At 61.1% G+C, this 25,793-nt stretch carries 27 protein-coding genes; 15 read left to right on the plus strand and 12 right to left on the minus strand.

Annotation, left to right across the window (positions count from 1 at the left end; translation table 11 throughout):
* Positions 1 to 15: 15 nt before the first annotated feature.
* The 3 genes from mtaB to QA648_RS15360 form a co-directional block, all read right to left on the minus strand.
* Positions 16 to 1,290 carry a tRNA (N(6)-L-threonylcarbamoyladenosine(37)-C(2))-methylthiotransferase MtaB gene (gene mtaB / locus QA648_RS15350; RefSeq protein WP_283047853.1) on the minus strand — a complete coding sequence of 425 codons (1,275 nt, stop codon included), beginning with the start codon at positions 1,288 to 1,290 and terminating at the stop codon, positions 16 to 18.
* The gene (gene dapF, locus QA648_RS15355) at positions 1,287 to 2,192 is read right to left on the minus strand and encodes a diaminopimelate epimerase (protein WP_283047854.1); all 906 of its coding nucleotides are present in this window, start codon (positions 2,190 to 2,192) and stop codon (positions 1,287 to 1,289) included. Before dapF ends, mtaB begins: the two co-directional genes overlap by 4 nt.
* A 75-nt stretch (positions 2,193 to 2,267) precedes the next feature.
* The gene (locus tag QA648_RS15360) at positions 2,268 to 3,290 is read right to left on the minus strand and encodes an MBL fold metallo-hydrolase (RefSeq protein ID WP_283047855.1); all 1,023 of its coding nucleotides are present in this window, start codon (positions 3,288 to 3,290) and stop codon (positions 2,268 to 2,270) included.
* 325 nt (positions 3,291 to 3,615) lie between these two features.
* Between QA648_RS15360 and ffh the strand changes: the two genes are divergently transcribed.
* The 6 genes from ffh (at position 3,616) to QA648_RS15390 (ending at position 8,149) form a co-directional block, all read left to right on the plus strand.
* Positions 3,616 to 5,178 carry a signal recognition particle protein gene (gene ffh / locus QA648_RS15365; RefSeq protein WP_283047857.1) on the plus strand — a complete coding sequence of 521 codons (1,563 nt, stop codon included), beginning with the start codon at positions 3,616 to 3,618 and terminating at the stop codon, positions 5,176 to 5,178.
* Between the two features lie 18 nt (positions 5,179 to 5,196).
* A complete protein-coding gene (locus tag QA648_RS15370; RefSeq protein WP_104824664.1) occupies positions 5,197 to 5,505 on the plus strand; it encodes a chorismate mutase in 309 nt (102 codons plus the stop codon).
* A gap of 48 nt (positions 5,506 to 5,553) precedes the next feature.
* Positions 5,554 to 5,913 (plus strand): 30S ribosomal protein S16, encoded by a 360-nt coding sequence (gene rpsP, locus QA648_RS15375; RefSeq protein ID WP_004107969.1) that lies wholly within the window; start codon positions 5,554 to 5,556, stop codon positions 5,911 to 5,913.
* Positions 5,914 to 6,034: 121 nt separating this feature from the next.
* Positions 6,035 to 6,607: a ribosome maturation factor RimM gene (gene rimM / locus QA648_RS15380; RefSeq protein ID WP_104825250.1), complete on the plus strand. Its 573-nt coding sequence runs from the start codon at positions 6,035 to 6,037 to the stop codon at positions 6,605 to 6,607.
* A 7-nt stretch (positions 6,608 to 6,614) separates the two neighbouring features.
* Entirely contained in the window at positions 6,615 to 7,307 is a 693-nt protein-coding gene (trmD, locus tag QA648_RS15385) for a tRNA (guanosine(37)-N1)-methyltransferase TrmD (protein WP_283047860.1), read from the plus strand.
* Between the two features lie 191 nt (positions 7,308 to 7,498).
* On the plus strand, positions 7,499 to 8,149 hold the full coding sequence (locus QA648_RS15390) for a VOC family protein (protein ID WP_283047862.1): 651 nt from the start codon (positions 7,499 to 7,501) through the stop codon (positions 8,147 to 8,149).
* Between the two features lie 90 nt (positions 8,150 to 8,239).
* On the opposite strand, the gene QA648_RS15395 is transcribed toward QA648_RS15390, so the two are convergent.
* Positions 8,240 to 9,694 carry an NCS1 family nucleobase:cation symporter-1 gene (locus tag QA648_RS15395; RefSeq protein ID WP_104824667.1) on the minus strand — a complete coding sequence of 485 codons (1,455 nt, stop codon included), beginning with the start codon at positions 9,692 to 9,694 and terminating at the stop codon, positions 8,240 to 8,242.
* 336 nt (positions 9,695 to 10,030) lie between these two features.
* On the opposite strand from QA648_RS15395, the gene rplS reads away from it, so the two are divergent.
* The 5 genes from rplS (at position 10,031) to leuC (ending at position 14,172) form a co-directional block, all read left to right on the plus strand.
* On the plus strand, positions 10,031 to 10,570 hold the full coding sequence (gene rplS / locus QA648_RS15400; RefSeq protein ID WP_104824668.1) for a 50S ribosomal protein L19: 540 nt from the start codon (positions 10,031 to 10,033) through the stop codon (positions 10,568 to 10,570).
* A gap of 206 nt (positions 10,571 to 10,776) precedes the next feature.
* Positions 10,777 to 11,574 carry a basic amino acid ABC transporter substrate-binding protein gene (locus tag QA648_RS15405; protein ID WP_283047864.1) on the plus strand — a complete coding sequence of 266 codons (798 nt, stop codon included), beginning with the start codon at positions 10,777 to 10,779 and terminating at the stop codon, positions 11,572 to 11,574.
* Between the two features lie 34 nt (positions 11,575 to 11,608).
* A complete protein-coding gene (locus QA648_RS15410; protein ID WP_104824670.1) occupies positions 11,609 to 12,487 on the plus strand; it encodes an amino acid ABC transporter permease in 879 nt (292 codons plus the stop codon).
* 84 nt (positions 12,488 to 12,571) lie between these two features.
* Positions 12,572 to 12,694, plus strand: a complete 123-nt coding sequence (locus QA648_RS15415) for a hypothetical protein (protein ID WP_260303993.1) — start codon at positions 12,572 to 12,574, stop codon at positions 12,692 to 12,694.
* A gap of 68 nt (positions 12,695 to 12,762) precedes the next feature.
* Positions 12,763 to 14,172, plus strand: coding sequence for a 3-isopropylmalate dehydratase large subunit (gene leuC / locus QA648_RS15420; protein WP_104824671.1), 1,410 nt, complete (start codon positions 12,763 to 12,765; stop codon positions 14,170 to 14,172).
* 93 nt (positions 14,173 to 14,265) lie between these two features.
* On the opposite strand, the gene QA648_RS15425 is transcribed toward leuC, so the two are convergent.
* Positions 14,266 to 15,165, minus strand: a complete 900-nt coding sequence (locus tag QA648_RS15425) for an EamA family transporter (protein WP_104824672.1) — start codon at positions 15,163 to 15,165, stop codon at positions 14,266 to 14,268.
* Between the two features lie 81 nt (positions 15,166 to 15,246).
* Here QA648_RS15425 and QA648_RS15430 point away from each other — a divergent pair, with 81 nt between their 5' ends.
* Complete coding sequence (locus QA648_RS15430) at positions 15,247 to 15,756, plus strand: MarR family transcriptional regulator (RefSeq protein WP_104824673.1); 510 nt, start codon at positions 15,247 to 15,249, stop codon at positions 15,754 to 15,756.
* 75 nt (positions 15,757 to 15,831) lie between these two features.
* Here the strand turns inward: QA648_RS15430 and QA648_RS15435 are convergent, their stop codons facing one another.
* Both QA648_RS15435 and QA648_RS15440 read right to left on the minus strand, forming a co-directional pair.
* Entirely contained in the window at positions 15,832 to 16,821 is a 990-nt protein-coding gene (locus QA648_RS15435) for an aldo/keto reductase (RefSeq protein ID WP_283047869.1), read from the minus strand.
* Between the two features lie 13 nt (positions 16,822 to 16,834).
* Positions 16,835 to 17,230, minus strand: a complete 396-nt coding sequence (locus QA648_RS15440) for a cupin domain-containing protein (RefSeq protein WP_104824675.1) — start codon at positions 17,228 to 17,230, stop codon at positions 16,835 to 16,837.
* A gap of 124 nt (positions 17,231 to 17,354) precedes the next feature.
* On the opposite strand from QA648_RS15440, the gene QA648_RS15445 reads away from it, so the two are divergent.
* The gene (locus QA648_RS15445; RefSeq protein WP_283047870.1) at positions 17,355 to 18,248 is read left to right on the plus strand and encodes a LysR family transcriptional regulator; all 894 of its coding nucleotides are present in this window, start codon (positions 17,355 to 17,357) and stop codon (positions 18,246 to 18,248) included.
* 109 nt (positions 18,249 to 18,357) lie between these two features.
* On the opposite strand, the gene QA648_RS15450 is transcribed toward QA648_RS15445, so the two are convergent.
* The gene (locus tag QA648_RS15450; RefSeq protein WP_283047871.1) at positions 18,358 to 19,188 is read right to left on the minus strand and encodes an aldo/keto reductase; all 831 of its coding nucleotides are present in this window, start codon (positions 19,186 to 19,188) and stop codon (positions 18,358 to 18,360) included.
* A gap of 137 nt (positions 19,189 to 19,325) precedes the next feature.
* Positions 19,326 to 19,874, minus strand: coding sequence for a L,D-transpeptidase family protein (locus QA648_RS15455; protein WP_283047872.1), 549 nt, complete (start codon positions 19,872 to 19,874; stop codon positions 19,326 to 19,328).
* A 148-nt stretch (positions 19,875 to 20,022) separates the two neighbouring features.
* Here QA648_RS15455 and QA648_RS15460 point away from each other — a divergent pair, with 148 nt between their 5' ends.
* The gene (locus tag QA648_RS15460) at positions 20,023 to 20,706 is read left to right on the plus strand and encodes a response regulator transcription factor (protein WP_283047873.1); all 684 of its coding nucleotides are present in this window, start codon (positions 20,023 to 20,025) and stop codon (positions 20,704 to 20,706) included.
* An 8-nt stretch (positions 20,707 to 20,714) separates the two neighbouring features.
* The gene (locus QA648_RS15465) at positions 20,715 to 21,170 is read left to right on the plus strand and encodes a cyclic nucleotide-binding domain-containing protein (protein WP_104824680.1); all 456 of its coding nucleotides are present in this window, start codon (positions 20,715 to 20,717) and stop codon (positions 21,168 to 21,170) included.
* A gap of 10 nt (positions 21,171 to 21,180) precedes the next feature.
* Here the strand turns inward: QA648_RS15465 and QA648_RS15470 are convergent, their stop codons facing one another.
* The 3 genes from QA648_RS15470 to QA648_RS15480 all read right to left on the minus strand — a co-directional run bounded on the left by QA648_RS15470 (position 21,181) and on the right by QA648_RS15480 (position 25,646).
* Complete coding sequence (locus tag QA648_RS15470; RefSeq protein ID WP_283047875.1) at positions 21,181 to 21,984, minus strand: exodeoxyribonuclease III; 804 nt, start codon at positions 21,982 to 21,984, stop codon at positions 21,181 to 21,183.
* 204 nt (positions 21,985 to 22,188) lie between these two features.
* Positions 22,189 to 22,854: an outer membrane lipoprotein carrier protein LolA gene (locus QA648_RS15475; RefSeq protein ID WP_283047877.1), complete on the minus strand. Its 666-nt coding sequence runs from the start codon at positions 22,852 to 22,854 to the stop codon at positions 22,189 to 22,191.
* A 134-nt stretch (positions 22,855 to 22,988) separates the two neighbouring features.
* A complete protein-coding gene (locus QA648_RS15480) occupies positions 22,989 to 25,646 on the minus strand; it encodes a DNA translocase FtsK (RefSeq protein ID WP_283047879.1) in 2,658 nt (885 codons plus the stop codon).
* Between the last annotated feature and the right edge of the window lie 147 nt (positions 25,647 to 25,793).

Raw genomic sequence — 25,793 nt, forward strand, 5'->3', positions numbered from 1 at the left:
CGTGAGCGAGTAGGATCAGGCCGCGTCGGCGGCCGCAAGTTGCATGTCGAGATGCTTGCCATTGTGGCCGGTGATTGCCACCTGCACAAGGTCGCGCGGCCTGAGGCTTGGGGCTGCGACAAGCGTGAAGTTTTCCGTATGCGCCAGCCCGTTATTCTCTACGAGCAGCCATTGCCGCGTGCCGACCATAGTGTCGAGATGGGACTGATGCAGTTTTTGTCCAGCCAAGCGCAGCCGTGCAGCGCGTTCCTTGATCAGTCCGCGGTCGAGCTGCGGCATCCGCGCGGCCGGCGTGCCGGGACGCGGGCTGTAGGGAAAGACATGCAGATGCGCAATGCCCACTTCTTCCGCCAGGCTGACGGCATTTTCGAACATCGCTTCGGTTTCGGTCGGAAAACCGGCGATCATATCGGCACCAAAGCTCATCTCCGGCCGGAGGCGACGGGCATCCTCGATAAAACTGATAGCATCGGCGCGTGAGTGCCGCCGCTTCATCCGCTTCAGGATCATGTCGTCGCCATGCTGCAGCGACAGATGCAGATGCGGCATGAAACGCGGCTCGTCGGCGATCAGGTCCATCAGATGCTGGTCGGCCTCAATGCTGTCGATCGAGGACAGCCGCAGGCGGCGGATCTCGGGGATCTGCTTTAGCAGCGTCTTCGCCAGAAGGCCAAGCGTCGGCTGGCCTGGCAGGTCGGCGCCGTAGCTGGTGGCATCGACGCCGGTCAGGACAATTTCGCGGTAACCGCTTTCGACCAGACTGCGCGCCTGGCTCACCACCGCGCCCATCGGCACGGATCGGGAATTGCCGCGCCCATAGGGGATGATGCAGAAGGTGCAGCGATGGTCACAGCCGTTCTGTACCTGGATGAAGGCGCGCACATGCCCGTCGATATACCTGATCATCTGCGGCGCGGTCGCCCGCACGCTCATGATGTCGTTGACGCGCAGCTTCTCTTCGGCCGAAACGCCGAAATCCGGCAGCGCGCGATAGGAAGCGCTCGTCAGCTTTTCCTCATTGCCAAGAACGGCGTCCACTTCGGCCATCTCGGCAAAGGTCTGCTTTTCCGTCTGCGCGGCGCAGCCGGTGACGATGATGCGGGCATGCGGATTGTCGCGCCGGGCCCGGCGGATCGCCTGGCGCGCCTGGCGCACGGCCTCGCCGGTAACGGCGCAGGTATTGACCAGGATGGCATTGTTGAGCCCGGCGGCTTCTGCTTGCGACCTCATCACTTCGGATTCATAGGTGTTGAGACGGCAGCCGAAGGTGATGACCTCGACCCCGCTCACCGCGCCTGAGCCCCCTGCTCCGGATCGCGCCGCCAGCTCCCCGTCGTAGGATCGACAGAGCCAGACCATTCCCATTCCGCAGGGCCGGTCATGACGACGTGATCGTCGCTTTCCCGCCATTCTATGGTGAGTTGGCTCGGCGCCGGGGCAGAGGCGACATCGATCGTCACCTTGCGGCCTGTTCTGCCCGTGCGCGCCGCGCTGACGGCGGCCGAACAGGCAGCCGAGCCGCAGGCAAGCGTCAGGCCCGCGCCGCGTTCCCAGGTGCGCGTGCGCAGCGTGGTCGGCGAAAGCACCTGTGCCAGCGTGATATTGGCGCGCTCGGGAAACATCGGATGGTTTTCGAGCAGCGGCCCGAAGCGGGCGAGATCGAAGGACATCGGATCCTTGTCCACCCAGAAGATCGCATGCGGATTGCCCATCGACATGGCGGAGGGCGAATGCAGGACAGGATTGTCGATCGGCCCGATCTGCAGCTCGATGCGGCGCGTATCGGCAAATTCTTCCGCGAGCGGAATCTTGTCCCACGCAAAGACCGGCTTGCCCATGTCGACCGAAATCGTGCCGTCCTCATGCTCGACGGCATTCAGGATGCCGGCGACGGTCTGGAAGGTGAACATCTTCTTGCCGGTCTCGGCGGCCAACGCCTGCACGACGCAGCGCGTGCCGTTGCCGCAAGCCTGCGCCTTGGTGCCGTCGGAATTCAGAATATCGATCCAGGCGTCGGTTCCCTGCGCCTTCGGATCGTGGATCGCCATGATCTGGTCGAACTCAGTGGCCGGATCGGCATTCAGCGCAATCGCCGCCGCCGCCGTCACCACATCTTTCCGGCCGCGCATGTCGACAACCAGGATCTTGTTGCCAAGCCCGTTCATCCGCGCGAATTCGACCGTATTGCTCATTGTGGTAGGTCCGTCCGTGTTTTCGAGCTGTATATGGCGGAAATGCGGGGGAATTACCAGTGGGCAAGCTATTCCTCAAAATATCGGGGGCACATCAAATACTTCCCCCGCCCTCAGCGGCCTGAACCGATCCGCCTCCACGCCGTACTCCCGGAGCGCCGCATCCAGCGCCTTCACCGGCGCATCGATCGCTTCGTCCGTGAGCTGGAAGGTCGCGAAATGGTGGCCGGCGACGTGGGCAGCGTTGCAGAGCTTCATGCCTTGCACCGCTTCCGCCGGGTTCTGATGCTGACCTTTCATGAACCAGCGCGGCTCGTAGGCGCCGAAAGGCAGGATGGCGAGGCGGAAGCCGCCATGTTTTTGCCGCGCCGCCTCATAGTTGACGCCGCGATGAAAGCCGGTGTCGCCGATATGGTAGATCTTCCCAGCAGGAGTCGTAATGACGAATGCGGCCCAGAGCGCCATGCGGCGGTCGCCGGCGCCGCGCGCCGACCAGTGATGGCAGGGCTCGGCGTCGACGGTTACCCCGTTGGTGACGGCGATGCGATCGCCCCAATCCATTGTCATGATCCGGGCGTCGGGCACACTACGCCGGATAATGGCATCGTTGCCGAGCGGCGTCAGGATTTTCGGCTCATGTGCCTCGTGCAGCCGCTTCAGCGTTGCGAGATCGAGATGGTCATAATGATTGTGCGAGACCAGCACGAGATCGATTGGCGGCAGGTCTTCGAACCGGATGCCGGGCGGAACCGCTCGCTTGGGTCCGATGAAGGTGAAAGGGCTCACGCGCTCAGACCACACCGGATCGGTCAATATATTGAGACCGGCCGCCTGGATCAGAATCGAGGCGTGTCCGATCATGGTCACCCGCAATGAGTCGCCGAAGACACGTTTGTCGGGCCTCGCCGGCGGGAACAGGCTGACGACCGGACGAGGCCAGCGCGCGCGACCGCCGCCGAGTTTCCATTTCAACAGGTCACCGAAACTGCCCGGCTCCACGCCGTCCGGATTGAAGAAGCGTAGCCCGTCAAAATGATCGGAGGTTGGACCTTGATAATAGGGGTTCGATGCCTTCCGGGAGCCGGATTTGTCTGTCATGAATGCGCCGTTGGATTTTTCTGTTTGCCCAGATGTGGGTCAAACATCAGGCTTTTGAAAGCCTTTCCGCCCTCTCGGCTTGACTTTCCCACCCGTTTCCTGTTTATCCCCGCCATCTGCGACGAGCACAAGCCTCCGAGCCACCGACCGGGACCCGTTAAGGTATAAAGAGATCCCGGAGGTCAACACCCGACAGCGCGATGCGCCCTCGGGTGCTTTTTGGCTTTGCGTCTTGTTTTCGTCATGGAAAAGCACGACGTTTTCGGGCGAGGAACCGCGCAAGTTGCGCAAGTCCAAATCCCAAGCGATCGATAAGGAAGAACTGATGTTTGAAAACCTCCAGGACCGTCTTGGTTCCATTCTGAATGGACTGACAGGCCGCGGCGCGCTTTCGGAAGCCGATGTTTCCGCAGCACTTCGCGAGGTTCGCCGCGCGCTTTTGGAAGCCGACGTGGCGCTGGACGTCGTGCGCTCCTTTACCGATCGCGTCCGTGAAAAGGCCGTTGGCGCCGAAATCCTGAAGTCGATCAAGCCCGGCCAGATGGTCGTCAAAATCGTCCATGACGAGCTGATCGAAATGCTCGGCGGCGAGGGCGTCGGCATCGACCTGAACGCGCCGGCCCCCGTCGTCGTCATGATGGTCGGTCTGCAGGGCTCCGGTAAGACGACCACCACGGCCAAAATCGCCAGCCGCATGACGAGCCGCGACCGCAAGAAGGTCCTGATGGCCTCGCTCGACACGCGCCGCCCGGCAGCACAGGAACAGTTGCGCCAGCTTGGCGTGCAGACCGGCGTCGACACCCTGCCGATCATCGCCGGCCAGTCACCGACCGATATCGCCGCCCGCGCCGTACAGGCAGCAAGGCTCGGCGGCCATGACATCGTCATCCTCGATACCGCCGGCCGTACGCATATCGACGAGCCGCTCATGGTCGAGATGGCGGACATCAAGAAGAAATCCAACCCGCACGAAATCCTGCTGGTCGCCGATAGCTTGACCGGTCAGGACGCCGTCAACCTCGCCCGCAATTTCGATGAGCGCGTCGGCATCACCGGTCTCGTGCTGACCCGCATGGACGGCGACGGCCGCGGCGGCGCCGCCCTTTCAATGCGCGCCGTCACCGGCAAGCCGATCAAGCTGATCGGCGTCGGCGAAAAGATGGGCGAGCTGGAGGAATTCCATCCGCGCCGTATCGCCGACCGTATTCTCGGCATGGGCGACATCGTCTCTTTGGTTGAAAAGGCCGCGGAGAATATCGACGCCGAGAAGGCAGCCGCCATGGCTGCCAAGATGGCCAAGGGCAAATTCGATCTGAACGACCTGGCCGACCAGCTCAAGCAGATGCAGAAGATGGGCGGCATGGGCGGCATCATGGGCCTGATGCCCGGCATGGCCGGCATGAAGGACAAGATGGCCGCCGCAGGCCTCAACGATAAGCTTTTCGGTCGCCAGCTCGCCATCATCTCCTCGATGACCAAGGCGGAGCGCGCCAATCCCGATCTCCTGAAACACTCCCGCAAGAAGCGCATCGCCGCCGGCTCCGGCACTGACGCCGCCGACATCAACAAGCTTCTGAAGATGCACCGCCAGATGGCGGACATGATGAAGATGATGGGCGGCAAGGGCAAAGGCGGCATGATGAAGCAGCTCATGGGCGGCCTTGCCGGCAAGATGGGCCTCGGCGGCGGCATGGGTGGAATGGGCGGCATGCCCGATCTGTCGAACATTGATCCCAAGCAGCTCGAAGCCCTACAGAAGCAGGCCGAAGCAGCCGGCCTCAAGCCGGGCGGCGGCATGCCGGGTGGCTTGCCCGGTCTCGGCGGCGCCAAGCTCCCCGGCCTTGGCGGTGGTTTCCCAGGACTGCCCGGTTTGCCGAAGAAGAAGTGAGAAGGATCGCAGAGCCCCATGATTGATCCAGACGTCAAAGCCCAATTGGGCAACTACCGCCAGTCGATCGACAATATCGATGCAGCACTGGTGCACATGCTGGCCGAACGCTTCCGCTGCACGAAAGAAGTCGGCGTGCTGAAGGCCAAGTACAATCTGCCGCCGGCCGATCCGGCGCGCGAGGAATACCAGATCGAACGCCTACGCCACCTGGCAAAGGACGCAAATCTGGACCCGGATTTCGCCGAGAAGTTCCTGAACTTCGTCATCAAGGAAGTCATCCGGCATCATGAACAGATCGCTGCTGATCTCAGCAACGGCAAATGACCATACCGCCCAAACGAAGCGGTCAAGAAAAGCCTAAGGAGAATTAACATGGCACTGAAAATTCGTCTCGCCCGCGGTGGCTCCAAGAAGCGCCCGTACTACCACGTCGTCGTAGCCGACGCCCGCTCGCCCCGCGACGGCCGTTTCCTGGAGACCCTCGGCTCCTGGAACCCGATGCTCGCCAAGGACGACGCCAAGCGCGTTGAACTCAAGGCCGAGCGCATCAAGCATTGGCTCGACCACGGCGCCCAGCCGACCGACCGCGTTCTGCGCTTCCTCGCCGAAGCCGGCATCGCAACGCGCGAAGCCAAGAACAACCCGGAAAAGGCAAAGCCGGGCAAGCGCGCCCAGGAGCGTGCCGCTGAAAAGGCACAGAAGGCCGCTGACGCCGCCGCCGCTGCTGAATAATCGGCCGTAACGACGATTTGAAACGGGTGGCATGGCAACATGCCGCCCGTTTTTTGTTTCCATCGGCGAGCGTTCACCTTATGAGAGAACGCAATCGATCTTCTGCAGTCGGCACAGGACCATGACGAAACTTGAAAACCCGGTATTGATGGCCACCATCGGCGCCGCGCAGGGCCTGAGAGGCGAAGTGCGCGCCCGCGCGTTTACTTCCGATCCCACAGCGCTCGGTGATTACGGCCATCTGCACAGCCTCGACGGCCGCAGCTTCGAGGTACTGGAAATCCGCGAAGCCAAGAACGTGGTGATCGTCCGCTTTCGCGGCGTCAACGACCGCAATGCCGCCGAGGCGCTGAATGGGCTGGAACTCTATATCGAGCGCGACAACCTGCCCGATGACGAGCTGGAGGACGACGAGTTCTTCTATGCCGATCTCGAAGGCCTGGAAGCGGTGGACGACAAAGGCACCGGCTACGGCACGGTCAGCGGCATCTATGATTTCGGCGCCGGCGACCTGCTCGAGCTTAAGGGGCCGGGCAAACGCCCCGTGCTCATCCCCTTTTCCGAAGCCGCCGTGCTGGAAATCGACCTTGAAGGCGGCAAGATCCTGATCGACCCGATGGCTGCAGGCTTGATCGACAACCCCGATGATTTCACCGGCAAGCCACCGAAGCGGCCCGGCAAGACAAAGAAATGACCCGGCCATGAGTTTCCGGGCAACCATCCTGACACTGTACCCCGAGATGTTTCCCGGCCATCTCGGCGTCTCTCTCGCCGGCAAAGCGATGGAGCGCGAGCAATGGTCGCTGGACACCGTGCAGATCCGCGATTTCGCCACCGACAAGCACCGCACCGTCGATGACACGCCCGCCGGCGGCGGCGCCGGCATGGTGCTGAAGCCGGATGTGCTTGCCCGCGCCATCGACCACGCCTCCGAAAACGACGACCGCCCGCGCCTGCTGATGAGCCCGCGCGGAAAACCGCTGACACAGAACCGCGTTCGGGAACTCGCCGCCGGCAACGGCGTCATCATCGTCTGCGGCCGTTTCGAGGGCGTCGACCAGCGGGTGATCGACGGGCGCAATCTCGAAGAGGTCTCGATCGGCGATTACATTCTCTCCGGCGGTGAGCCGGCAGCGCTGATCCTGCTCGACGCCGTCGTCCGCATCCTGCCCGGCGTCATGGGCAACGATCTTTCCGGCCTGCACGAGAGCTTCGAAGGCGGCCTGCTTGAACATCCGCAGTACACGCGGCCGCAGGTCTGGGAAGGACACGAGATTCCGGCGGTACTGACGTCAGGCAACCATGGCGCCATCGCCAAATGGCAGAGGCAAGAGGCGGAGACACTGACCCGGGAACGCCGGCCGGATTTGCTTGATCAGACCCCTAAGAAATAGCGGCTACGGAAGCGACAAAGGCGCCTAGCCAAACCTCGTCGAACATTTGAATTTTTACACAATCAAAGGTAGCATATTTCTCGCTAATACATCGGGATAATTGATCCGACTGCCTGTCCCCGCTATGATCCCCGCGCTTCATTTGTACATGTGTCACTACCCTCAAGGCATCCAAACCTAAGGAGCTGAGCATGAGCAATACCGTTGACATGAAGTTCGAGATTGTCGTCATCCCTGTGTCAGATGTCGATCGGGCCAAGCGCTTTTATGGCGGGCTGGGTTGGAGGCTCGACGCCGATTTCGCCTCCGACGATGGCGGCTACCGCGTCATCCAGTTTACGCCGCCGGGCTCCGGATGTTCTGTCATCTTCGGCAAGAACGTGACCGCAGCGGCACCCGGTTCCGCTAAGGGACTGTACCTGATCGTCTCCGACATCGAGGCCGCCCGCAAGGAGCTGCTCGACCGCGGCGCCGAAGTCAGCGAGGTGTTCCACGATGCTGGCGGCGTCTACACAGGCGCGGACGAGCCCTACCTGTTCGGGCGGCTCCGGGTCGGCGGTCGGGATCCCGAGCATCGCAGCTACCGCTCGTTCGCCTCGTTCAACGATCCGGACGGCAACGGCTGGCTATTGCAGGAGATCACGGCGAGATTGCCCGGACGCGTGGATGCGAACGCCACGACGTTCATTTCACAGACTGAGCTTGCCAGCGCGCTCCGCCGTGCCGAGATGGCGCATGGCGAGCATGAGAAGCGGACCGGCGGCCAGCGTGATGAGGATTGGCCGAATTGGTACGCCGAGTACATGATCAGCGAACAGGCCGGCAGACCGCTACCGACGTGAGTTGCGGTTACAGCTCGGCGAAAACGTGCGGCCGGATTGCCTGATCCGCCACTTCAGGAGTGGCGGATCGAAGCTTCATGGCATCCGATGCTACTTCTGCAAGGCGGCGGCGGCCGGCGCGCTGCGCATCCTGAGCACGTAGTAGACCGCTCCGCCGATAGCGACGCCGAAGAACCAGCCATAGGTTCCCCACCAATCCGGCAGAATGCTAGTGAAGGTCGGCAGGATCGATGAGAACAGGCCGCCTATGACGAAGGCGATCAAAGCGTTGACGTGCCAACCGCCCTGGAACTCGAACTCGCCATTCTCCTGATAGAGCGCCTCGACGTTTAGCTGACCTTTGCGGATCAGATAGTAGTCGACCATCATGATGCCGAAGATCGGGCCCATGGTGGAGCCGATGAAGTTGACGAAGTGCGCGGCACCCGTCTCCCACGGTGCGAAGGGATAAAGCACCAGCGCAATCAAGGCCGCGATATAACCGCCGCGCTTGAAGCTGATGAGCCTGGGGAAGACATTGGCGAAGTCGAAGGCCGGCGAGACGAAATTCGCCACGACGTTGATGCCGAGCGTCGCCACCGCGAAGGTGAGCGCCGCCAGCAAGGCCAGGAACCAACTGTCGAATTTTGCCGAGATCGCTTCCGGATGCAGCAGCACGTCGCCATAGACGGCAAATGCTGCCGTCGTCGTCACGCCCGCAACGAGGCAGAAAGCCAAAAGGTTGATCGGCAGACCCCAAAGATTGCCCTTGCGCAGGGTTTTCGTGTCCGTGGCATAGCGCGAGAAATCGCAGAAATTCAGATAGAGCGCCGCAAAATAGGTGATCCAGGTCGCGGCGACCGCCGCGAGCGCGGCAAAGCTGCCGGGTTCACCCGGTACGCCGGCGTCCTTGGTCTTGTCGAGCAGCACATCCCGCGGAATTTCTGCACCGAAGGAGAAAGTGCCGGACTTCACCACCAGATAGACGGCGAGGATAAGCATCATCACCCAGACCGCAGGACCGGCCCAATCCTGGAACCTGCGCACGGTCTCCATGCCATGCTGAATGATCAGCAATTGCAAGGCCCATACGACGACATAGCAGATGACTTCGAGCGTGGAGTGGCCGAGCATATGGCTGTTCTGATGGAAGGCCAGGATAGTGTCATTGCGGATCAGGAGCGCGACGATCGCGCCCGAGGCGGCGGCTGTCTGCGCGCCATACCAGAAGCAGGCGACGACGGCGCGCACGAGCGCCGGCAGATTGGCGCCGAATGTGCCGAACGAAGCACGCGCCAGCACCGGGAACGGTACGCCGGTCTTGACGCCAGCGTTGCCCACTAGGCTCATGAAGAAGAAGATCACCAGCGAGCCGATGCCGATGGCGATGACGAAGTTGATGAAGCTGCCGCAGAGCAGAAAAAGGCTGGCGGCAAGATAGTAGCCCCATAGACTATGGACGTCCGAGGTCCAGACGTTGAAAATGCTGAAAGCTCCCCACTTTCGCTCCTCGGCTGGCGCCAGATCCTCGTTGTAGAGCAAGGGCGATGGATTATTCACTGTCATGACTGCCTCTTTTCTTAGCTCCCCTGAAGAAATAAGTGTGCAGCACGACGCGAATTTTGACAATTATTTAAACCCTTCGGACACCAGCTTGTTTTTTAGTCAGCGGGAGGAGCGGATTCCATCAAAAGCGACGTCTCGCTCATGAAATTCCCCGACAAGGGGTGACAAAGCCGCGACAATAGGATATGTGCGCGCCCGGCATGGGAAATTTCCCATCAACCAGCAAAGAAAAGCAGACGTATTCGCTCCTGCCTTTATTGGCAGATATCCGAGGCTCGACCAAGGATAGACCATTCGGAGCGCTCTGGCTGTTGAACCAACAAAGAGGTTGATAACATGAACATCATTCAGCAGTTGGAAGCCGAACAGGCCGCCAAGATCGAAGCCAAGCGTACCCTTCCCGAGTTTTCGGCCGGCGATACCGTCCGCGTCAACGTGAAGGTCACGGAAGGCAACCGTACCCGCGTTCAGGCCTATGAAGGCGTTTGCATCGCCCGCTCCGGCGGCGGTCTGCAGGAAAACTTCACGGTTCGCAAGATCTCCTACGGCGAAGGCGTCGAGCGCGTATTCCCGGTTTACTCGCCGCTGATCGAAAGCGTCGAAGTCGTTCGCCGCGGTAAGGTCCGTCGCGCCAAGCTCTACTACCTGCGCGACCTGCGCGGTAAGGCTGCCCGTATCGTTGAAAACACCGGCACGCGCGCTCGCAAGCTCAACGATGCCGAGCGCCAGGCTCTGGCCGATGAAAAGGCTCGCATTGAAGCTGAAAAGGTTGCCGCAGCTCAGGCTCTCGCAGCCGAGAAGGCAGCAGCAGAAGCCGCCGAAGCAAAGGCAGCAGCCGAAGCCGCTGCAGCCGCCGCGGAACCGGCAGCAGAATAAGCTTTCCTCTTGGATTGCAGAGATCAAGGCGGCCTTCGGGTCGCCTTTTTTGTTGCGAAGGAGAAAAGGGACGAGAAGGAAAATTCCCCGCAAACCACGAGCTTTGGAGAGGCTTTTCTGTTTTTATCGTCGCGACCATGGCAATAGCCTTGCCATTCGCTTTCTAATTATGACAATTTTCCGTTGCGCTATCCGGGGAGATTTCCATGACATTCCGTCGTTCGTTTCTTTTGGGCCTGACCGCCCTCGTGCTTGCACCATTTGCTTCTTTCGCCGCCGATCTGCCGAACCTGAACGGCAAGACCGTGGTCGTCGTCACTGAGAATGCCTATCCGCCGCTGCAATTCGTCGACCCCAAGTCCGGCAAGCCGATCGGCTGGGAATATGACGCGATGAACGAGATCGCCAAGCGGCTGAACTTCAAGGTCGAGTACCAGAACACGAGCTGGGATGCGATGATCCAGGCCGTCTCCGAAGGCCAGTACAACATCGGCATGACCGGCATTACCATCAAGGAAGACCGCAAGCAGAAGGTCGACTTCTCCGATCCCTATATGCGCTCGCAGCAGTTCATGTTGGTGCGCGGCGACGAGAAGCGCTTCACGGATCCCAAGAGCTTCGCCGCCTTCAAGGAAGGCCTGATCGGCGCGCAACCGGGCACGACCCCCTTCTACACCGCCGTCTATGAAGTCCTCGACGGCAACGAGCAGAACCCGCGCATCAAGACCTTCGAAACCTTCGGCGCGACCGTGCAGGCGCTGAAGACCGGCGATGTCGATCTGGTGCTGACCGACGGCACGGCAGGCAAGGGTTACGTCGACGCTTCAAACGGCGGATTGAAGCTGATCGGCGATCCGCTCGGCACCGAGGATTTCGGCTTCATCTTCCAGAAAGGCTCCGATCTCGTCGCTCCGATCAACGCCGCCATCGCCAGCCTGAAAGCCGACGGCACCTTCGACGCCCTGAACAAGAAGTGGCTCCTCGACTACAAGATGGGCCAATGAACCCTGCAGATCGATATACTGGAAGCCCGCTCTGATGGCACCATTGACAGGCCTGGGCGGGCACCCCGGCAAGGATGACTTTCCCTGGTGGTTGATCGCCCTTGCCATACTCGGCGTCGTCATTTCCTTTGCAATCGCGGCAAACGGCCTCTACGCCCAGATCTTCTCTCTTCTGCTCAACGGCATCGGCGTCACGATCTTCGTGACGCTGGTGGCCTTTACGCTTGCCATGCTGCTCGGCCTTGGGCTTGCGCTGCTTGGCCTGTCGGACTTCCTCGTGCTGCGGCAGGCGGCGCGCTTCTATATCGAGATCGTGCGCGGCATCCCGATGCTCGTGCTGCTCTCCTACGTCGCCTTCGTTGGCACACCGGCCTTCGTCGCCGTTTATAACTTCATCATTTCCCCGTTGATTTCCGCCGGCTGGACAAGCCCGCTTGTTGTCCGCGACGTGCCGTTCGTCTGGCGCACGATCATCGCGCTGACGATAGGCTATTCGTCCTTCATCGCCGAGATCTTCCGCGCCGGCATTCAAGCCGTCGACCAGGGCCAGATCGAAGCGGCAAAGGCGCTAGGCCTCACCCGCTTCCAGCGTTTCCGCCTCGTCGTCTTTCCGCAGGCGATCCGCGTGATCCTGCCACCGCTGTCCAACGACTTCATCGCGATGGTGAAGGACAGCTCGCTGGTGTCCGTGCTGGGCGTTGCCGATATCAGCCAGCTTGCCAAGCTCTATTACTCGGCCAATTTCCGCTACTTCGAAACGCTGTCGATCCTCGCTTTCATCTACCTGTTGCTGACGATTGGCCTGTCGCTATTGCTGCGGCAGCTCGAAGCCTGGATGCGCCGGCGTTCGGGCGGCGATCGCTCCGCCTTCCGCCGCATGGCGCCTGGCCAGCCGCCGGATGCGCAAGTGTGATGGCTGCGGCCAAACGTCGGCCCACCCAACACCACCCTATCGCCACCATTGCCGAAGGTTTTGAAAATTGGTATGAGCATCGGCATGACAAAGATCATGAGCAAAGACGGACAGCTCGTCACGGCTTTCGTGCTGCAGGACCATAAGCGCCTGCCGGCCCGATTCTTTGCGATGATTTCGGGCGCGCTCAACAGCCGACTTCGCTGATCACTCCCGAGGCCGGCGGTCCTGATCCGTCACCCCCATTTTCGACAATGCAATATGGATCTGTAGCCATGAGCGCTCCACGCACCCTTTACGACAAAATCTGGGATGATCATCTCGTCGACAGCCAGGACGACGGCACCTGTCTTCTCTACATCGACCGTCACCTCGTTCATGAAGTGACGTCGCCGCAGGCTTTCGAAGGCCTGCGCATGAGCGGCCGTAAGGTTCGCGCCCCGGAAAAGACGCTGGCCGTCGTCGACCATAACGTTCCGACCTCTGCTGATCGCCATCTCGGCATCAAGAACGAGGAAAGCCGCATCCAGGTCGAGGCGCTCGCCAAGAACGCGGCTGAATTCGGCGTGGAATATTACTCCGAAAACGACAAGCGTCAGGGCATCGTCCACATCATCGGCCCTGAGCAGGGTTTCACCCTGCCCGGCATGACCATCGTCTGCGGTGACAGCCATACGTCCACCCACGGCGCCTTCGGCTCCCTGGCGCACGGCATCGGCACCTCCGAGGTCGAGCATGTGCTCGCCACACAGACGCTGATCCAGAAGAAGGCGAAGAACATGCTGGTGCGCGTCGACGGCCAGTTGCCGGAGGGCGTCACTGCCAAGGACATCATCCTCGCCATCATCGGCGAGATCGGCACTGCCGGCGGCACCGGCTACGTCATCGAATATGCTGGCGAAGCGATCCGCGCGCTGTCGATGGAAGGCCGCATGACGATCTGCAACATGTCGATCGAAGGCGGCGCCCGCGCCGGCCTGATCGCGCCGGACGACACGACCTTCGAATATATCAAGGGCAAGCCGCGCGCGCCGAAGGGTGAAGCACTGGAGCAGGCGATCGCCTACTGGAAGACGCTGCAGAGCGACGAAGGCGCGCATTACGACCGCGTCGTCGTGCTCAACGCTGCCGCCCTGCCGCCGATTGTCTCCTGGGGTTCGTCGCCGGAAGACGTCGTCTCTGTGCAGGGCATCGTTCCGAACCCGGACGAGATCCAGGATGAGACCAAGCGCGCTTCCAAGTGGCGCGCCCTCGACTACATGGGCCTGAAGCCGGGCACTCCGATGACCGAGATCAACATCGATCGCGTCTTCATCGGCTCCTGCACCAACGGCCGCATCGAGGACCTGCGCGCCGTCGCCAAGGTCGTCGAAGGCAAGACGGTGGCATCCACCGTCGACGCGATGATCGTTCCGGGCTCCGGTCTTGTGAAGGAACAGGCGGAAGCCGAAGGCCTCGACAAGATCTTCAAGGCCGCCGGCTTCGACTGGCGCGAGCCGGGCTGTTCCATGTGCCTCGCCATGAACGATGACCGCCTGAAGCCGGGCGAGCGCTGCGCCTCCACCTCGAACCGCAACTTCGAAGGCCGCCAGGGCTTCAAGGGCCGCACCCATCTGGTCTCGCCGGCTATGGCAGCGGCAGCGGCAATCGCCGGTCACTTCGTCGATATTCGCGAATGGAACTGATTGATTTCAGATAACCGACAAAGGCGGCTTTCGAGCCGCCTTTTTTGTTTGTCTCGATGGACGAAGCACTGATCGGATTCCCGTCACCGGACTCTATCGTTCCGACGCGATTGCCGGATTGGCGGACGCTGATTTCCCGGCAGAAGGAAGCTGCTGCGCGCGCTGGCTCAGCCAGACGCTGCCAAGCACGATGGCGATGCCCAGAATCTGAATTGCGCTGAGCTGTTGGTCCAGCACACCCCAGCCGAGGATCACGGCGGTCATGGGACTGAGAAAGCCGAGCGGCGAGACGACGGATGGTTCCAGACGCGACAGGCCGCGAAACCAGAGAATATAGGTGAGCGCCGCTCCAATCAGGCCGAGATAGGCAAAGCCCAGAATATTGGCGGCGGTCGGAAGAGGAAGCGGCGGCTCCATCATCATGGCGAAAGGCAGCAACAGCAAGCCGCCAGCGGTCAACTGCCAGGCAGTAAAGGTGAGCGGCGAGACATCGGGCCGCCAGCGCCGGCTGAGCACGGTACCGGCCGCCATGGAGACGGCGCCGCCGACCCCGGCCGCAATGCCGACGGGATCGAGCGTTGCCCGCGGCGTAAGGATCAAGAACGCAACGCCGACAATGCCGGCAAGCGCCGCCACGATAGAAAGGCCGCGGATCGGCGAGCCGAGCAAGAGGCGGGCCAGCACGATGACGATCAGCGGCTGGATCGCACCGACGGTCGCTGCCACGCCGCCCGGCAGCCGGTAGGCGGAGATGAACAGCATCCACCAGAAGATGGAGAAATTCAGAGCGCCGAGGACGAGCGATCTCACCCACCAGATGCCGTGCGGTACCCGCCGCACGATGGCGAGCAGAAGCAGCCCTGCGGGCAACGCACGCAACAGGGCAACCGTCAGCGGATAGCCGGCCGGCAGAAGTTCCGTCGTCACAAGATAGGTGCTGCCCCAGATCGCCGGCGAGACGGCGGTCAACAAGAGATCGGAATTGCGCGTCATGTCTTACTTCCGAATTTATCTTGACCTCAAGATAATCTGAAATATCTTGACGTCAAGATATTTTCATGGCGATGTCCGGGCATGGATCGCATCGACAAGATTCTTGCCCAATGGAAAAGGGAGCGGCCCGATCTCGATACCACCCCGATGGGATTGATCGGCCGCCTCGGAAACGTAGCCCACCATCTTGGCCGCGAGATGGAGCGTACTTTCGCGCAGTTCGGCTTGAATCGCGCAACCTTCGACGTGCTGGCGACGCTGCGCCGCTCGGGAATGCCCTATGCCCTCTCCCCCAGCGATCTGATGGCCGCCATGATGGTAACCTCCGGCACCATGACCAATCGCATCGATCAACTGGAAAAAGCTGGCCTCGTTGCCCGCAGCGTCAACCCTGAAGACGCCCGCAGCTTTCTGGTATCGCTGACCGAAAAGGGTTTTGCGCTGATTGACAGCGCGGTGGCAGCCCATGTCGAGACGCAGACCCGTCTCGTCTCTGGTCTGTCGGAGGAGGAAAAAGCAGCATTGAATACGCTGCTCGGTAAATATCTATCTGACTTCGAGACTGCGCTGGAGAAATCCGCCGCAGTCTGAACCGCCGAAAAGTAGCCCGCCGATGACGGGCTATTTTTACGCGTAGCATTCTTATCGGATCGGCCGCGTGGCGCTCTAACGGTTGACCCTTGCTTGCAGGTGCGGAGGATAGCGGTCCCCCTGCACGGCGATCTGAGAGAGTGCGTCGTCGATACGCTGAAGATCGTTGGCGGTGAGCACGACATCAACCGCTCCGATGTTCTCTTCAAGCCTGTGCATCTTGGTCGTCCCAGGGATCGGAACGATCCAGGGCTTTTGGGCAAGCAGCCAGGCAAGGGCAATCTGCGCCAACGTCGCCCGCTTCTGTGCCGCGATTGCGCCAAGCAGATCGACGAGGGTTTGGTTGGCCTTTCGCGCTTCCGGCGTGAAGCGTGGGACGATGTTGCGGAAGTCCTTACTGTCGAATGTAGTGCTTTCGCTGATCGCGCCGGTGAGGAAGCCTTTTCCGAGCGGGCTAAAAGGAACGAAGCCGATGCCGAGTTCTTCGAGGGTCGGCAGAACCTCCTGCTCAGGCTCTCTCCACCAGAGTGAATATTCGCTTTGAAGGGCCGCGACCGGTTGGATCGCATGCGCACGCCGGATCGTCTGTGCGCAGGCCTCCGACAATCCGAAATGCTTGACCTTGCCCTCTTCAATCAAGTCCTTCACCACACCGGCGACATCTTCGATCGGGACGTTCGGATCGACGCGATGTTGATAGAAGAGATCGATGACATCGGTCTTCAGGCGCGTCAGCGCCGCTTCGGCAACCCTGCGGATATGTTCCGGCCGACTGTTCATTCCGCTCTGGCCGCCATTCGCATCGAATTCAAAACCGAACTTCGTTGCGATCACGACCTTTTCCCGAATGGGCGCCAGGGCTTCGCCCAGAAGCTCCTCGTTCTTGTAGGGGCCGTAGGCTTCCGCGGTGTCGAAGAAGGTGACGCCGCGTTCGAAGGCCGCACGGATCAGCTTGATCGCCTCTTGCGTATCCGTCGCCGGGCCATAACCATAGCTGAGGCCCATGCATCCGAGACCGAGAGCCGAGATTTCGAGACTGCTGTTTCCAAGTTTACGCATCTGCATGGCTTCTTCTCCCTCAAGCCCGATATTGCTCGTCGCTGACATGCTCCATCCACTCGACCACTTTGCCGTCGCGGTGTTCCTGAATGGCGATATGGGTCATGGCTGTGGTGGGTGAGGCGCCGTGCCAATGCTTTTCGCCCGGAGAGAACAAGACAACGTCCCCGGGCCGTATGTCTTCGATCGGCCCGCCCTCGCGTTGAACCCGGCCAAGACCGGCCGTCACAATCAGGGTTTGACCGGCGGGGTGAGTATGCCAAGCCGTGCGGGCGCCCGGCTCGAATGTGACGCTGGCACCGGCCGCGCGCGTGGACTCATGGGCTTGAAACAGCGGATCCACCCGGACTGTTCCCGTGAACCAATCGGCTGGTCCCCTGCTCGATGGCTGCGAACCGTTTCGTTTGATTTCCATGACCTTCGTCCTTTGATCCAAGGGCAGCGCGATGAATTCGGCTGCTGATAACAGGCATTTAGGGCATGCGATTGACCCCGATTAGATGGTAAAAGTGGCAAAGGCTTATGAGAAGGATTCATGAATGCCGCGCCAGCCCGTGAATGACCTCATTGCGTTCCTTGCCGTGGCACGGGAACAAAGCTTCACCAAAGCAGCCGCAAAACTCGGCGTTTCCCAATCGGCGCTAAGCCATACCATCCGCGGACTGGAGGCTCGTTTGGGGCTCAGGCTGCTGACCCGCACCACCCGCAGCGTCTCACCGACCGAAGCAGGCGAGCGTTTGCTCGTGACCATTGGCCCTCGCTTCGATGAGATCGAAAACGAATTGGCCGCCCTTAGCGAATTTCGCGAAAAGCCGGCAGGCACCATTCGCATTACCGCCGGTGAGCATGCAGCCGAAACCATCCTTTGGCCTGCACTGGAAACATTGCTGCCGCAATATCCGGATGTCCATGTCGAGATCATCGTCGACTATGGCCTGACCGATATCGTCGCCGAACGATATGATGCCGGCGTGCGGTTGGGTGAACAGGTGGCGAAAGACATGATCGCCGTTCGCATCGGTCCCGACATGCGCATGGCGGCCGTCGGTGCTCCCGCATATTTTGAGAATCGGCCGAAACCCCAGACACCTCAGGATCTGACCGGTCACAATTGCATCAATCTGCGCCTGCCGACGTACGGCGGCATCTATGCTTGGGAATTCGAGAAGGACGGGCGGGAGCTGAAGGTGCGGGTCGAAGGCCAATTGGTGTTCAACAATATCGCACTCCGCCTGAACGCGGCACTGGCAGGTTTAGGCTTGGCATACCTTCCGGAGGATATCGTGCAGCCCCATCTTCACGACGGGCGGCTCGTCAGGGTTCTCGAGGACTGGTGTCCGCCCTTTGCCGGATATCATCTCTATTATCCGAGCAGGCGGCAGGCCTCGCCGGCCTTCGCCCTGGTGGTGAATGCGCTTCGCCGCCGCATTTGAAGAGATTTTGCCCGCGGCACGATCAACGATTCTAAGCGGCCCGGAGTATCGGCTCCGGGCCTTCCGAATGCTGAGCGGAAAGACAATTCCCCTCCGCAAACCTCGACAATCAGAACGCCGCCGTCATCGGGTCCGGCCCGATACGTCCGCCAGCCGAATCCAATCTGGCGATTTCGGCGAGATCATCCGCATCGAGTTTGAAGTCGAACACGTTGAAGTTTTCTTCGATGCGGCTCGGCGTCACCGATTTCGGGATGACGATCAGCCCGTTGTCCATGTGCCAACGGATGATGACCTGCGCCGGCGTGCGGCCATGCTTGGCGGCAACCTTGCCGATGACGGCGTTGCCGAGAAGCTTGCCCTGGCCGAGCGGGCTCCAGGACTCCGTCTTGATGCCGAGCTTGTCGTGCACCTCGCGCAGGCCCCTCTGCTGAAAGGTCGGATGCAGCTCGATCTGGTTCAGCACCGGGGTGACGCCGGTCTCGCCAATAATGCGGTCCAGATGCTCCTTGGCGAAATTGGAAACGCCGATCGAGCGGGCGCGGCCTTCTTCCTTGATACGCAGGAAAGCCTTCCAGCTATCGAGGTAACGGCCACGATGCGGCGACGGCCAGTGGATGAGATAGAGATCGACATAGTCGGTGCCGAGCCGCTTCAGGCTTTCATCGAACGCCTTCAGGGTCGAGTCGAAACCCTGGGCTTCGTTCCAGAGCTTGGTAGTCAGGAAAATATCCTTACGGGCGACGCCGGATTGGCGAATGCCTTCGCCGACGCCGTCTTCATTGGCGTAGATGGCGGCCGTGTCGACATGGCGGTAGCCGGCCTTCAGCGCCGCGCTGACAGCCATCGGCGCGACGTTTTCCGGCGTCTGCCAGACGCCGAGGCCGACCTGCGGAATGGAATTGCCATCATTGAAAGTGATCGTCGATTGCGTGGTCACGATAAGTCTCCAAAGGATGAGAAGCGGTGGAGTGAAGGCGTGATTTAAATTCTGAAAGAAAGAAGCCGGGCCAGGGGCGCGCCGGTCGCAAACCTATATAGTGGGGAATATTGGGATTTTAACCCCGAGGCGACCACTCAGATGACGCGGATGGTCGTTCCCTTGCGCAGCAGCGGCAGTATCCGCCGCATGTCGCGAAGATTGACCGCGACACACCCCGCCGTCGGCTCGTAGCCCGGCCGGATCAGATGAAAGAAGATCGCCGAGCCGCGATGACGCCGGCGCGAGCGGATGTTCCAATCGAGCACCAGGCAGATGTCGTAAAGCCCATCGCGCCGCAGCATCTCTTCATGGCTGGGCTTGAACGGCGCCTTGACCAGCCTGTTGTAATTGGCGTCTTCCGGCTGATCGCACCAGAGCATGCTCTTGCGAATGCTCCGCATCGGCAGAGATGTGCGCAGAAAACGGACATGATCGCCGCGCGTGAAGCCGTAAAGCAGCTTCATCGCCGCAATCGGCGTCGCGCCGTCCCCTTCCCGTTTCAGCACGCTGCGCCCCGATCGGCCGATCGCCGCCGGCAGCGCCAGCGGCCCGATCTGCACCAGGGCGCGCGTGGATTTCCCCGGCGCGGGACGAACGACGATTGTGGAAACGGCCCGCCTGCCACCCGCCCTTGCTTTTTGCATTTTCCTCACATGTTTTTGCTTTGCTTGTGATTTCGTTTGAAATCATAGCAGTTTCAACTGGACGACCAAGCCTGAGCTGCCTGACGACTTGCTAAAAATGCAATTTGGCGTAGGACTTAAGGTGCAATAGAACGAGGACCGCAACGGCATGACCGCACGCACCATTCTGCTGGTGGATGATGACAACGACCTGCGTGAAATGCTGGTCGAGCAACTGTCCCTTTATGAGGAGTTCACGGTTCTGCAGGAAGCGACCGCCGGCAAGGGCGTCGCGGTCGCACGCGCCGCTCCCGTCGATCTGCTGATCATGGACGTCGGCCTGCCCGATATGGATGGCCGCGAAGCGGTGAAGCTGCTGCGCAAGAGCGGCTTCAAGGCACCAATCATCATGCTGACGGGCCACGACACCGATTCCGACACCATCCTCGGCCTTGAAGCCGGCGCCAATGATTATGTCACCAAACCGTTCCGTTTTGCCGTGCTGCTTGCCCGCATCCGCGCGCAACTGCGCCAGCACGAGCAGAGCGAGGACGCAACCTTCACCGTCGGCCGTTATCTCTTCAAGCCGAGCCAGAAGCTGCTGACCACCGAAGACGGCCAGAAGATCCGCCTGACGGAGAAGGAAGCGGCGATCATCCGCTATCTCTACCGCGCCGACCAGAAAGTCGTCACCCGCGATATCCTTCTTGAGGAAGTGTGGGGCTACAATTCCGGCGTCACCACCCACACGCTGGAAACCCATGTTTATCGCCTGCGCCAGAAGATCGAGCGCGATCCCTCCAACGCCGAAATCCTGGTAACGGAAAACGGCGGCTACAAGATCATTCCGTAGGCGATACGATGGCGCTCAACGACGATATCCGCCTGCTGTCGCAATTGCCGTTGTTCCACGGCATGGGCGATGAGCCGTTGCGGCTGATCGCCTTCGGCGCCGACCGTCGCCATGTCACGGCCGGCCTCACTCTGTTCCGCGAAAAATCGCCAGCCGAATGCGCCTATGTCATCGCCCGCGGCAGTTTTGAGCTAAGCACCCTTGATCCCACGGGGCAACCCCATGTCGAGGCCACCGTGCAGGCCGGCGCCATGCTGTCGGAGCTGGCGCTGGTGACGCTGGTGGAGCGCAAATACACCGCCGTGGCGCTGGAGGACTCCGATGTCATCCGCATCACGCGGGCGCTATTTCACCGGCTGATCGAGGAATACCCCGACGCCGGTCTGCTCATCCAAAACCGCGTCCGCGAAAATTTCGCCGTCCTCGCCAAGCAGGCCGCGGCGCTCCTGCACCGGTTTTCTTGAAACTCCTGGCTCAGAGATTGAAATGCGCGGTCACCGGCACATGGTCGGACGGGCGGTCCCAGCCCCGGGCCGCCTTCAGGATCTCGATGCGCTGCAGGAGCGGCCCGAGATCGGATGACGACCAGATGTGGTCGAGACGCCGGCCGCGATCCGCCGCTTCCCAATCCTTGGCGCGATAGCTCCACCACGTATAGAGCTTCTCGGTCTCCGGCACATGCTGGCGCATCAGATCGAGCCAGGCGCCGCGTTTCATCACCTCGATCAACCCGTCGGTTTCGACCGGCGTGTGGCTGACGATTTTCAGCAATTGCTTGTGCGACCAGACGTCATGCTCGAGCGGCGCGATGTTGAGATCGCCGACCAGGATCGCTGATGTGTTCGGTTCGGCATTGGCATGCAGCCGCTTCATCTCGTCGATAAAATCGAGCTTATGGCCGAACTTCGGATTGATCGTCCGATCCGGCTCGTCACCGCCGGCCGGAACATAGAAATTATGCAACCGGATGCGCCGGCCGCCGCGTTCGAAGATCGCCGAGATATGTCTGCTGTCGCCGACATTGCAATAATCCTGCCGATGGTCCTCGGTCAGCGGAACACGCGAGGCGATGGCGACGCCGTGATAGCCCTTCTGGCCATGGACGATGATGTGCTCGTAGCCGAGCGCCCGCAAAGGCGACAGCGGGAAGAGCTCGTTGGGGACCTTGGTTTCCTGCAGGCAGAGAATATCGGGCCGGTGCTGCATCACGAATTGCGCGACGATCGGCATGCGCAGCCGCACCGAGTTGATGTTCCAGGTCGCAATCGAAAATCCCATGCCCAAACCCTTATCCTTAGAGCGGTTCAGCGTTTCACAGAATCGCTTTCCCGCTCTATCCGTTTGTTTTTACGCATTCCGGACGGAAAACCGCTTCGCACTTTTCCTGGAATTGCTCTAATCAGGCTAGGGATTTAGACTGGCAAGGAGAGAAAAGGAAGATCGTTCAACCTCTTCTCCCCGTTCGTCATGGCTGGCAGGGGATCACCGGCTCGTGCCGGTATAATCGATCCGGAAAACGCTGTCGTCGAAGGAAATATTGGTCTTCACATTGTTGATGATGACATCCGTGGTCTTGCCCTGGGGGTCGATGACCGTCCATTGGCGCAGGTCGTACGTCTTGGAATCGAAGATCATGGCGATGGTCGAATCACCGAAGACGGTGCGGTTTCCGAGCGTGATCTTGGTAAGGTCCGGCTGTGCATCGACATTGCGCACCATGTCCGCGGAAAGGTCGATCTTGTTGGCGAGCAGCAGGCTCAGCGGCGTCTTCGAGAGCTGATACATGTTGTTCGTACGCGTCTGGTCGTTGATGACCTGGACGTTGTTGCCGTCGCAGATGACGCGCATGCGGGACGGCGGGTCATAGTTGAAGCGCAGCTTGCCGGGGCGCTGGATGAAAAACGCGCCGCTCATCTGGTCGCCACGCGGCCCGATCTGCAGGAAGCCGCCCTTCATGGTCTTGATGGACGAAAAATGATCGGCGATCGCCTGGGCTATGCCGGGATTGAGGGTCGCAGCCGCAGCTTGCGCCTGCGCAAAGGCCGACGCGGGGGCCGCGCTTGCCGCACCGGCCGCCAGCACAGCGCCGAGGAAATGACGGCGGGTCAGGTTCAGGCTGGTCAAGGGCTGTGCATCGGTCTTTTTCATCGAATTCTCCTTCATGCTTTGTCCATGGCGCGCAAAATCGGCGTCTTCATGGCGCGGCGGCCCATGCTCGATCACGGGCCGCGATCAAATCTCCGAAAGCATATTCGGGATATGTGACACGGGCTCGCGATCCCTCAGCGATCGAGAACATCCGCTTCCGTCGGCACGAGAATCTCGCGCTTGCCGGCGTGGTTGGCCGGGCCGATCAAGCCTTCCTGCTCCATACGCTCGATCAGCGAGGCGGCACGGTTATAGCCGATGCCGAGCCGGCGCTGGATGTAGGAGGTCGACGCCTTGCCATCGCGCAGCACGATCGCCACGGCTTGGTCGTAGGGGTCCTCCGAGTCGGAAAGGTTGGCCGTACCCGCCGGACCGTGACCATCGTCGTCATCATCATCGTCGGCAGTGATCGCATCGAGATATTGGGGAGAACCCTGCGTTTTCAAGTAGGATACTATATCTTCCACCTCGCCGTCGGCGACGAAGGGGCCGTGGACACGCTGGATGCGCCCGCCGCCGGCCATGTAGAGCATGTCGCCCATGCCGAGGAGCTGCTCGGCGCCCTGTTCGCCGAGGATCGTGCGGCTGTCGATCTTCGATGTGACCTGGAAGGAGATGCGGGTCGGGAAGTTCGCCTTGATCGTACCGGTGATGACGTCGACCGACGGACGCTGCGTCGCCATGATGACATGGATGCCGGCCGCACGCGCCATCTGCGCCAGACGCTGCACCGCGCCTTCGATATCCTTGCCGGCGACCATCATCAGGTCGGCCATCTCGTCGATGATGACGACGATGTAAGGCATCGGCTTCAGATCGAATTCCTCGGTCTCGTAGATCGCTTCGCCGGTCTGGCGGTCGAAGCCGGTTTGCACGGTGCGGCTGATCGCTTCGCCCTTGGCGACGGCCTGCTCGACGCGGGTATTGAAGCCGTCGATGTTGCGCACGCCGATCTTCGACATCTTCTTGTAGCGCTCTTCCATCTCGCGGACGGTCCATTTCAGCGCGACAACAGCCTTTTTCGGATCGGTGACCACCGGCGAGAGCAAATGCGGAATGCCGTCATAAACGGAGAGTTCGAGCATCTTCGGATCGATCATGATCAGGCGGCACTGTTCCGGCGTCATGCGATAGAGCAGCGACAGGATCATGGTGTTGATGGCGACCGACTTGCCCGAGCCGGTGGTACCGGCAACGAGCAGATGCGGCATCTTGGCGAGATCGGCGATAACGGGCTCGCCGCCGATCGTCTTGCCGAGCGCCATGGCAAGCTTGGCCTTCGAGCTTTCGAAATCACGGCTGGCGACGAGCTCGCGCAGGTAGACGGTCTCACGCGTGGAATTCGGCAGTTCGATACCGATGGCATTGCGGCCGGGAACGACGGCGACGCGGGCGGCGATGGCGCTCATCGAACGGGCGATATCGTCGGCAAGCCCGATCACGCGCGAAGACTTGATGCCCGGCGCGGGCTCCAGTTCATAAAGCGTGACGACCGGGCCGGGCCGGACATGGATGATCTCACCCTTGACGCCGAAGTCCTCGAGCACGCCCTCGAGCATGCGGGCATTCTGCTCCAACGCATCGGAAGACAGCGTCGCGTCACGCACGATCGTCTTCGGCTCGGCAAGCAGATGCACGGCCGGAAGCTGGAAACCATAGGGACGGATGAAGGAGGTTTGCGCCTCGCGCTCGGCGCGGATACCGGGCTTCGGGCGGGCGGCGGCGGGAACGACGCGGTGGCCGCCGGGAACCTTAGGCGATGCGGGACGCAGCGCCCATTCGTCTTCCTCGTCGTCCGGCAGAATACCGGCCGGGCGCGGCAGCTCGCGCTCATAGGAAGGATCGTCGTCTTCATCCTCGTCATCGTCGATGCTCATCGACGGCGGAGAAACGACGCGGCGCTGCGCCGGACCGTCCATCGACGGCTCGACGCGTTCGCCGCGGGCAACCGGCGCCTTGGCGCGCACCGGCTCGTTCAGCGTACCGAACTCGTCGTCATTGAAATCGTAGGGCGCATCGAAGGCATGGTCGCGGCGCTTGCGCGGCCCCATGCCGAATAGCCGGCGAAGGCGCGCCTGCGTATTGTACCAGGCGTGCATGAGGGCGCCAAAGGCCAGGAAGCCGCCGCGATCGTCATCCTCGTCGTCGTCGCCGACATTGCGCGCACGGCTCGGCGTGTTCTCGTATTCCTCTTCGTCCTCCTCATCTTCCGGCAGGCTGCGGCCGAGAACGCCGGCAGCAAACAGCATCAGCCAGGCCGCGGGAATCGCGAGAATGGAGCCGAACACGGTGGCGAAGACGCCGCTCGGATAGGTGCCGATGAAAAGAGCGGGGAAGCGCAGAACGATGTCGCCGATAACGCCGCCGATACCGTTCGGGATCGGCCAGGTCGGAGGCGCGGGGAAGCAGGCGATGGAACCGGCAGCAACGATAGCCCCGCCGACCCAGGCGCCGAGACGAGCCGGCACACGATGAATCCTGCGGTTGGAAATCAGCGCAACAGCCCAGGCGACGACCGGCAGCAGCGCGACGACCGAGGCAAGACCGAGCGCCTGCATCATGATGTCGGCAAAGGCAGCGCCGGAAAAGCCGAGTATGTTCGTCGGCGCGTTGCTCGTGGCGTAGGAATAGCTGGGGTCCATGACGTTCCATGTCGCCAGTGCCGCAACGGCAAGCGCCAGCAGGAACAGCAGCGCGAAGCCGCTGAGGCCCCTCACCTGCCGCCAAACCACTCCCGAAAGCGAGAGACGACCGGAAGGACCGCCCAACGCTGCCGAATTGCTTCTGCCCATATTATCCAGCCCGTTCGTTGTCGAAAAGCACGCGAATCGGCTTCATGCCAACTCACGGAATACGTCGGCCCTAGCTAATCAGAGGAGGGTTAATGGCATGTTAACCATGCGGGTGCGGCGGGCGAATCAATGAAATATGGGCGCGTG

The organism is Rhizobium sp. CB3171, from assembly GCF_029714265.1.
Lineage (GTDB): Bacteria > Pseudomonadota > Alphaproteobacteria > Rhizobiales > Rhizobiaceae > Rhizobium.

Excerpts from the sequence above, each read along its gene's own strand:
- QA648_RS15395 (WP_104824667.1), bottom strand. The coding sequence starts at position 9,694 with ATGACAGTGAATAATCCATCGCCCTTGCTCTACAACGAGGATCTGGCG.
- QA648_RS15370 (WP_104824664.1), top strand. The coding sequence starts at position 5,197 with ATGATTGATCCAGACGTCAAAGCCCAATTGGGCAACTACCGCCAGTCG.
- QA648_RS15480 (WP_283047879.1), bottom strand. The coding sequence starts at position 25,646 with ATGGGCAGAAGCAATTCGGCAGCGTTGGGCGGTCCTTCCGGTCGTCTC.
- rpsP (WP_004107969.1), top strand. The coding sequence starts at position 5,554 with ATGGCACTGAAAATTCGTCTCGCCCGCGGTGGCTCCAAGAAGCGCCCG.
- QA648_RS15475 (WP_283047877.1), bottom strand. The coding sequence starts at position 22,854 with ATGAAAAAGACCGATGCACAGCCCTTGACCAGCCTGAACCTGACCCGC.
- leuC (WP_104824671.1), top strand. The coding sequence starts at position 12,763 with ATGAGCGCTCCACGCACCCTTTACGACAAAATCTGGGATGATCATCTC.
- QA648_RS15390 (WP_283047862.1), top strand. The coding sequence starts at position 7,499 with ATGAGCAATACCGTTGACATGAAGTTCGAGATTGTCGTCATCCCTGTG.
- QA648_RS15360 (WP_283047855.1), bottom strand. The coding sequence starts at position 3,290 with ATGACAGACAAATCCGGCTCCCGGAAGGCATCGAACCCCTATTATCAA.
- QA648_RS15465 (WP_104824680.1), top strand. The coding sequence starts at position 20,715 with ATGGCGCTCAACGACGATATCCGCCTGCTGTCGCAATTGCCGTTGTTC.
- trmD (WP_283047860.1), top strand. The coding sequence starts at position 6,615 with ATGAGTTTCCGGGCAACCATCCTGACACTGTACCCCGAGATGTTTCCC.
- QA648_RS15445 (WP_283047870.1), top strand. The coding sequence starts at position 17,355 with ATGCCGCGCCAGCCCGTGAATGACCTCATTGCGTTCCTTGCCGTGGCA.
- QA648_RS15435 (WP_283047869.1), bottom strand. The coding sequence starts at position 16,821 with ATGCAGATGCGTAAACTTGGAAACAGCAGTCTCGAAATCTCGGCTCTC.
- QA648_RS15425 (WP_104824672.1), bottom strand. The coding sequence starts at position 15,165 with ATGACGCGCAATTCCGATCTCTTGTTGACCGCCGTCTCGCCGGCGATC.
- QA648_RS15470 (WP_283047875.1), bottom strand. The coding sequence starts at position 21,984 with ATGGGATTTTCGATTGCGACCTGGAACATCAACTCGGTGCGGCTGCGC.
- QA648_RS15405 (WP_283047864.1), top strand. The coding sequence starts at position 10,777 with ATGACATTCCGTCGTTCGTTTCTTTTGGGCCTGACCGCCCTCGTGCTT.
- QA648_RS15430 (WP_104824673.1), top strand. The coding sequence starts at position 15,247 with ATGGATCGCATCGACAAGATTCTTGCCCAATGGAAAAGGGAGCGGCCC.
- QA648_RS15440 (WP_104824675.1), bottom strand. The coding sequence starts at position 17,230 with ATGGAAATCAAACGAAACGGTTCGCAGCCATCGAGCAGGGGACCAGCC.
- rimM (WP_104825250.1), top strand. The coding sequence starts at position 6,035 with ATGACGAAACTTGAAAACCCGGTATTGATGGCCACCATCGGCGCCGCG.
- QA648_RS15460 (WP_283047873.1), top strand. The coding sequence starts at position 20,023 with ATGACCGCACGCACCATTCTGCTGGTGGATGATGACAACGACCTGCGT.
- QA648_RS15410 (WP_104824670.1), top strand. The coding sequence starts at position 11,609 with ATGGCACCATTGACAGGCCTGGGCGGGCACCCCGGCAAGGATGACTTT.
- dapF (WP_283047854.1), bottom strand. The coding sequence starts at position 2,192 with ATGAGCAATACGGTCGAATTCGCGCGGATGAACGGGCTTGGCAACAAG.
- QA648_RS15455 (WP_283047872.1), bottom strand. The coding sequence starts at position 19,874 with ATGCAAAAAGCAAGGGCGGGTGGCAGGCGGGCCGTTTCCACAATCGTC.
- ffh (WP_283047857.1), top strand. The coding sequence starts at position 3,616 with ATGTTTGAAAACCTCCAGGACCGTCTTGGTTCCATTCTGAATGGACTG.
- rplS (WP_104824668.1), top strand. The coding sequence starts at position 10,031 with ATGAACATCATTCAGCAGTTGGAAGCCGAACAGGCCGCCAAGATCGAA.
- QA648_RS15415 (WP_260303993.1), top strand. The coding sequence starts at position 12,572 with ATGACAAAGATCATGAGCAAAGACGGACAGCTCGTCACGGCTTTCGTG.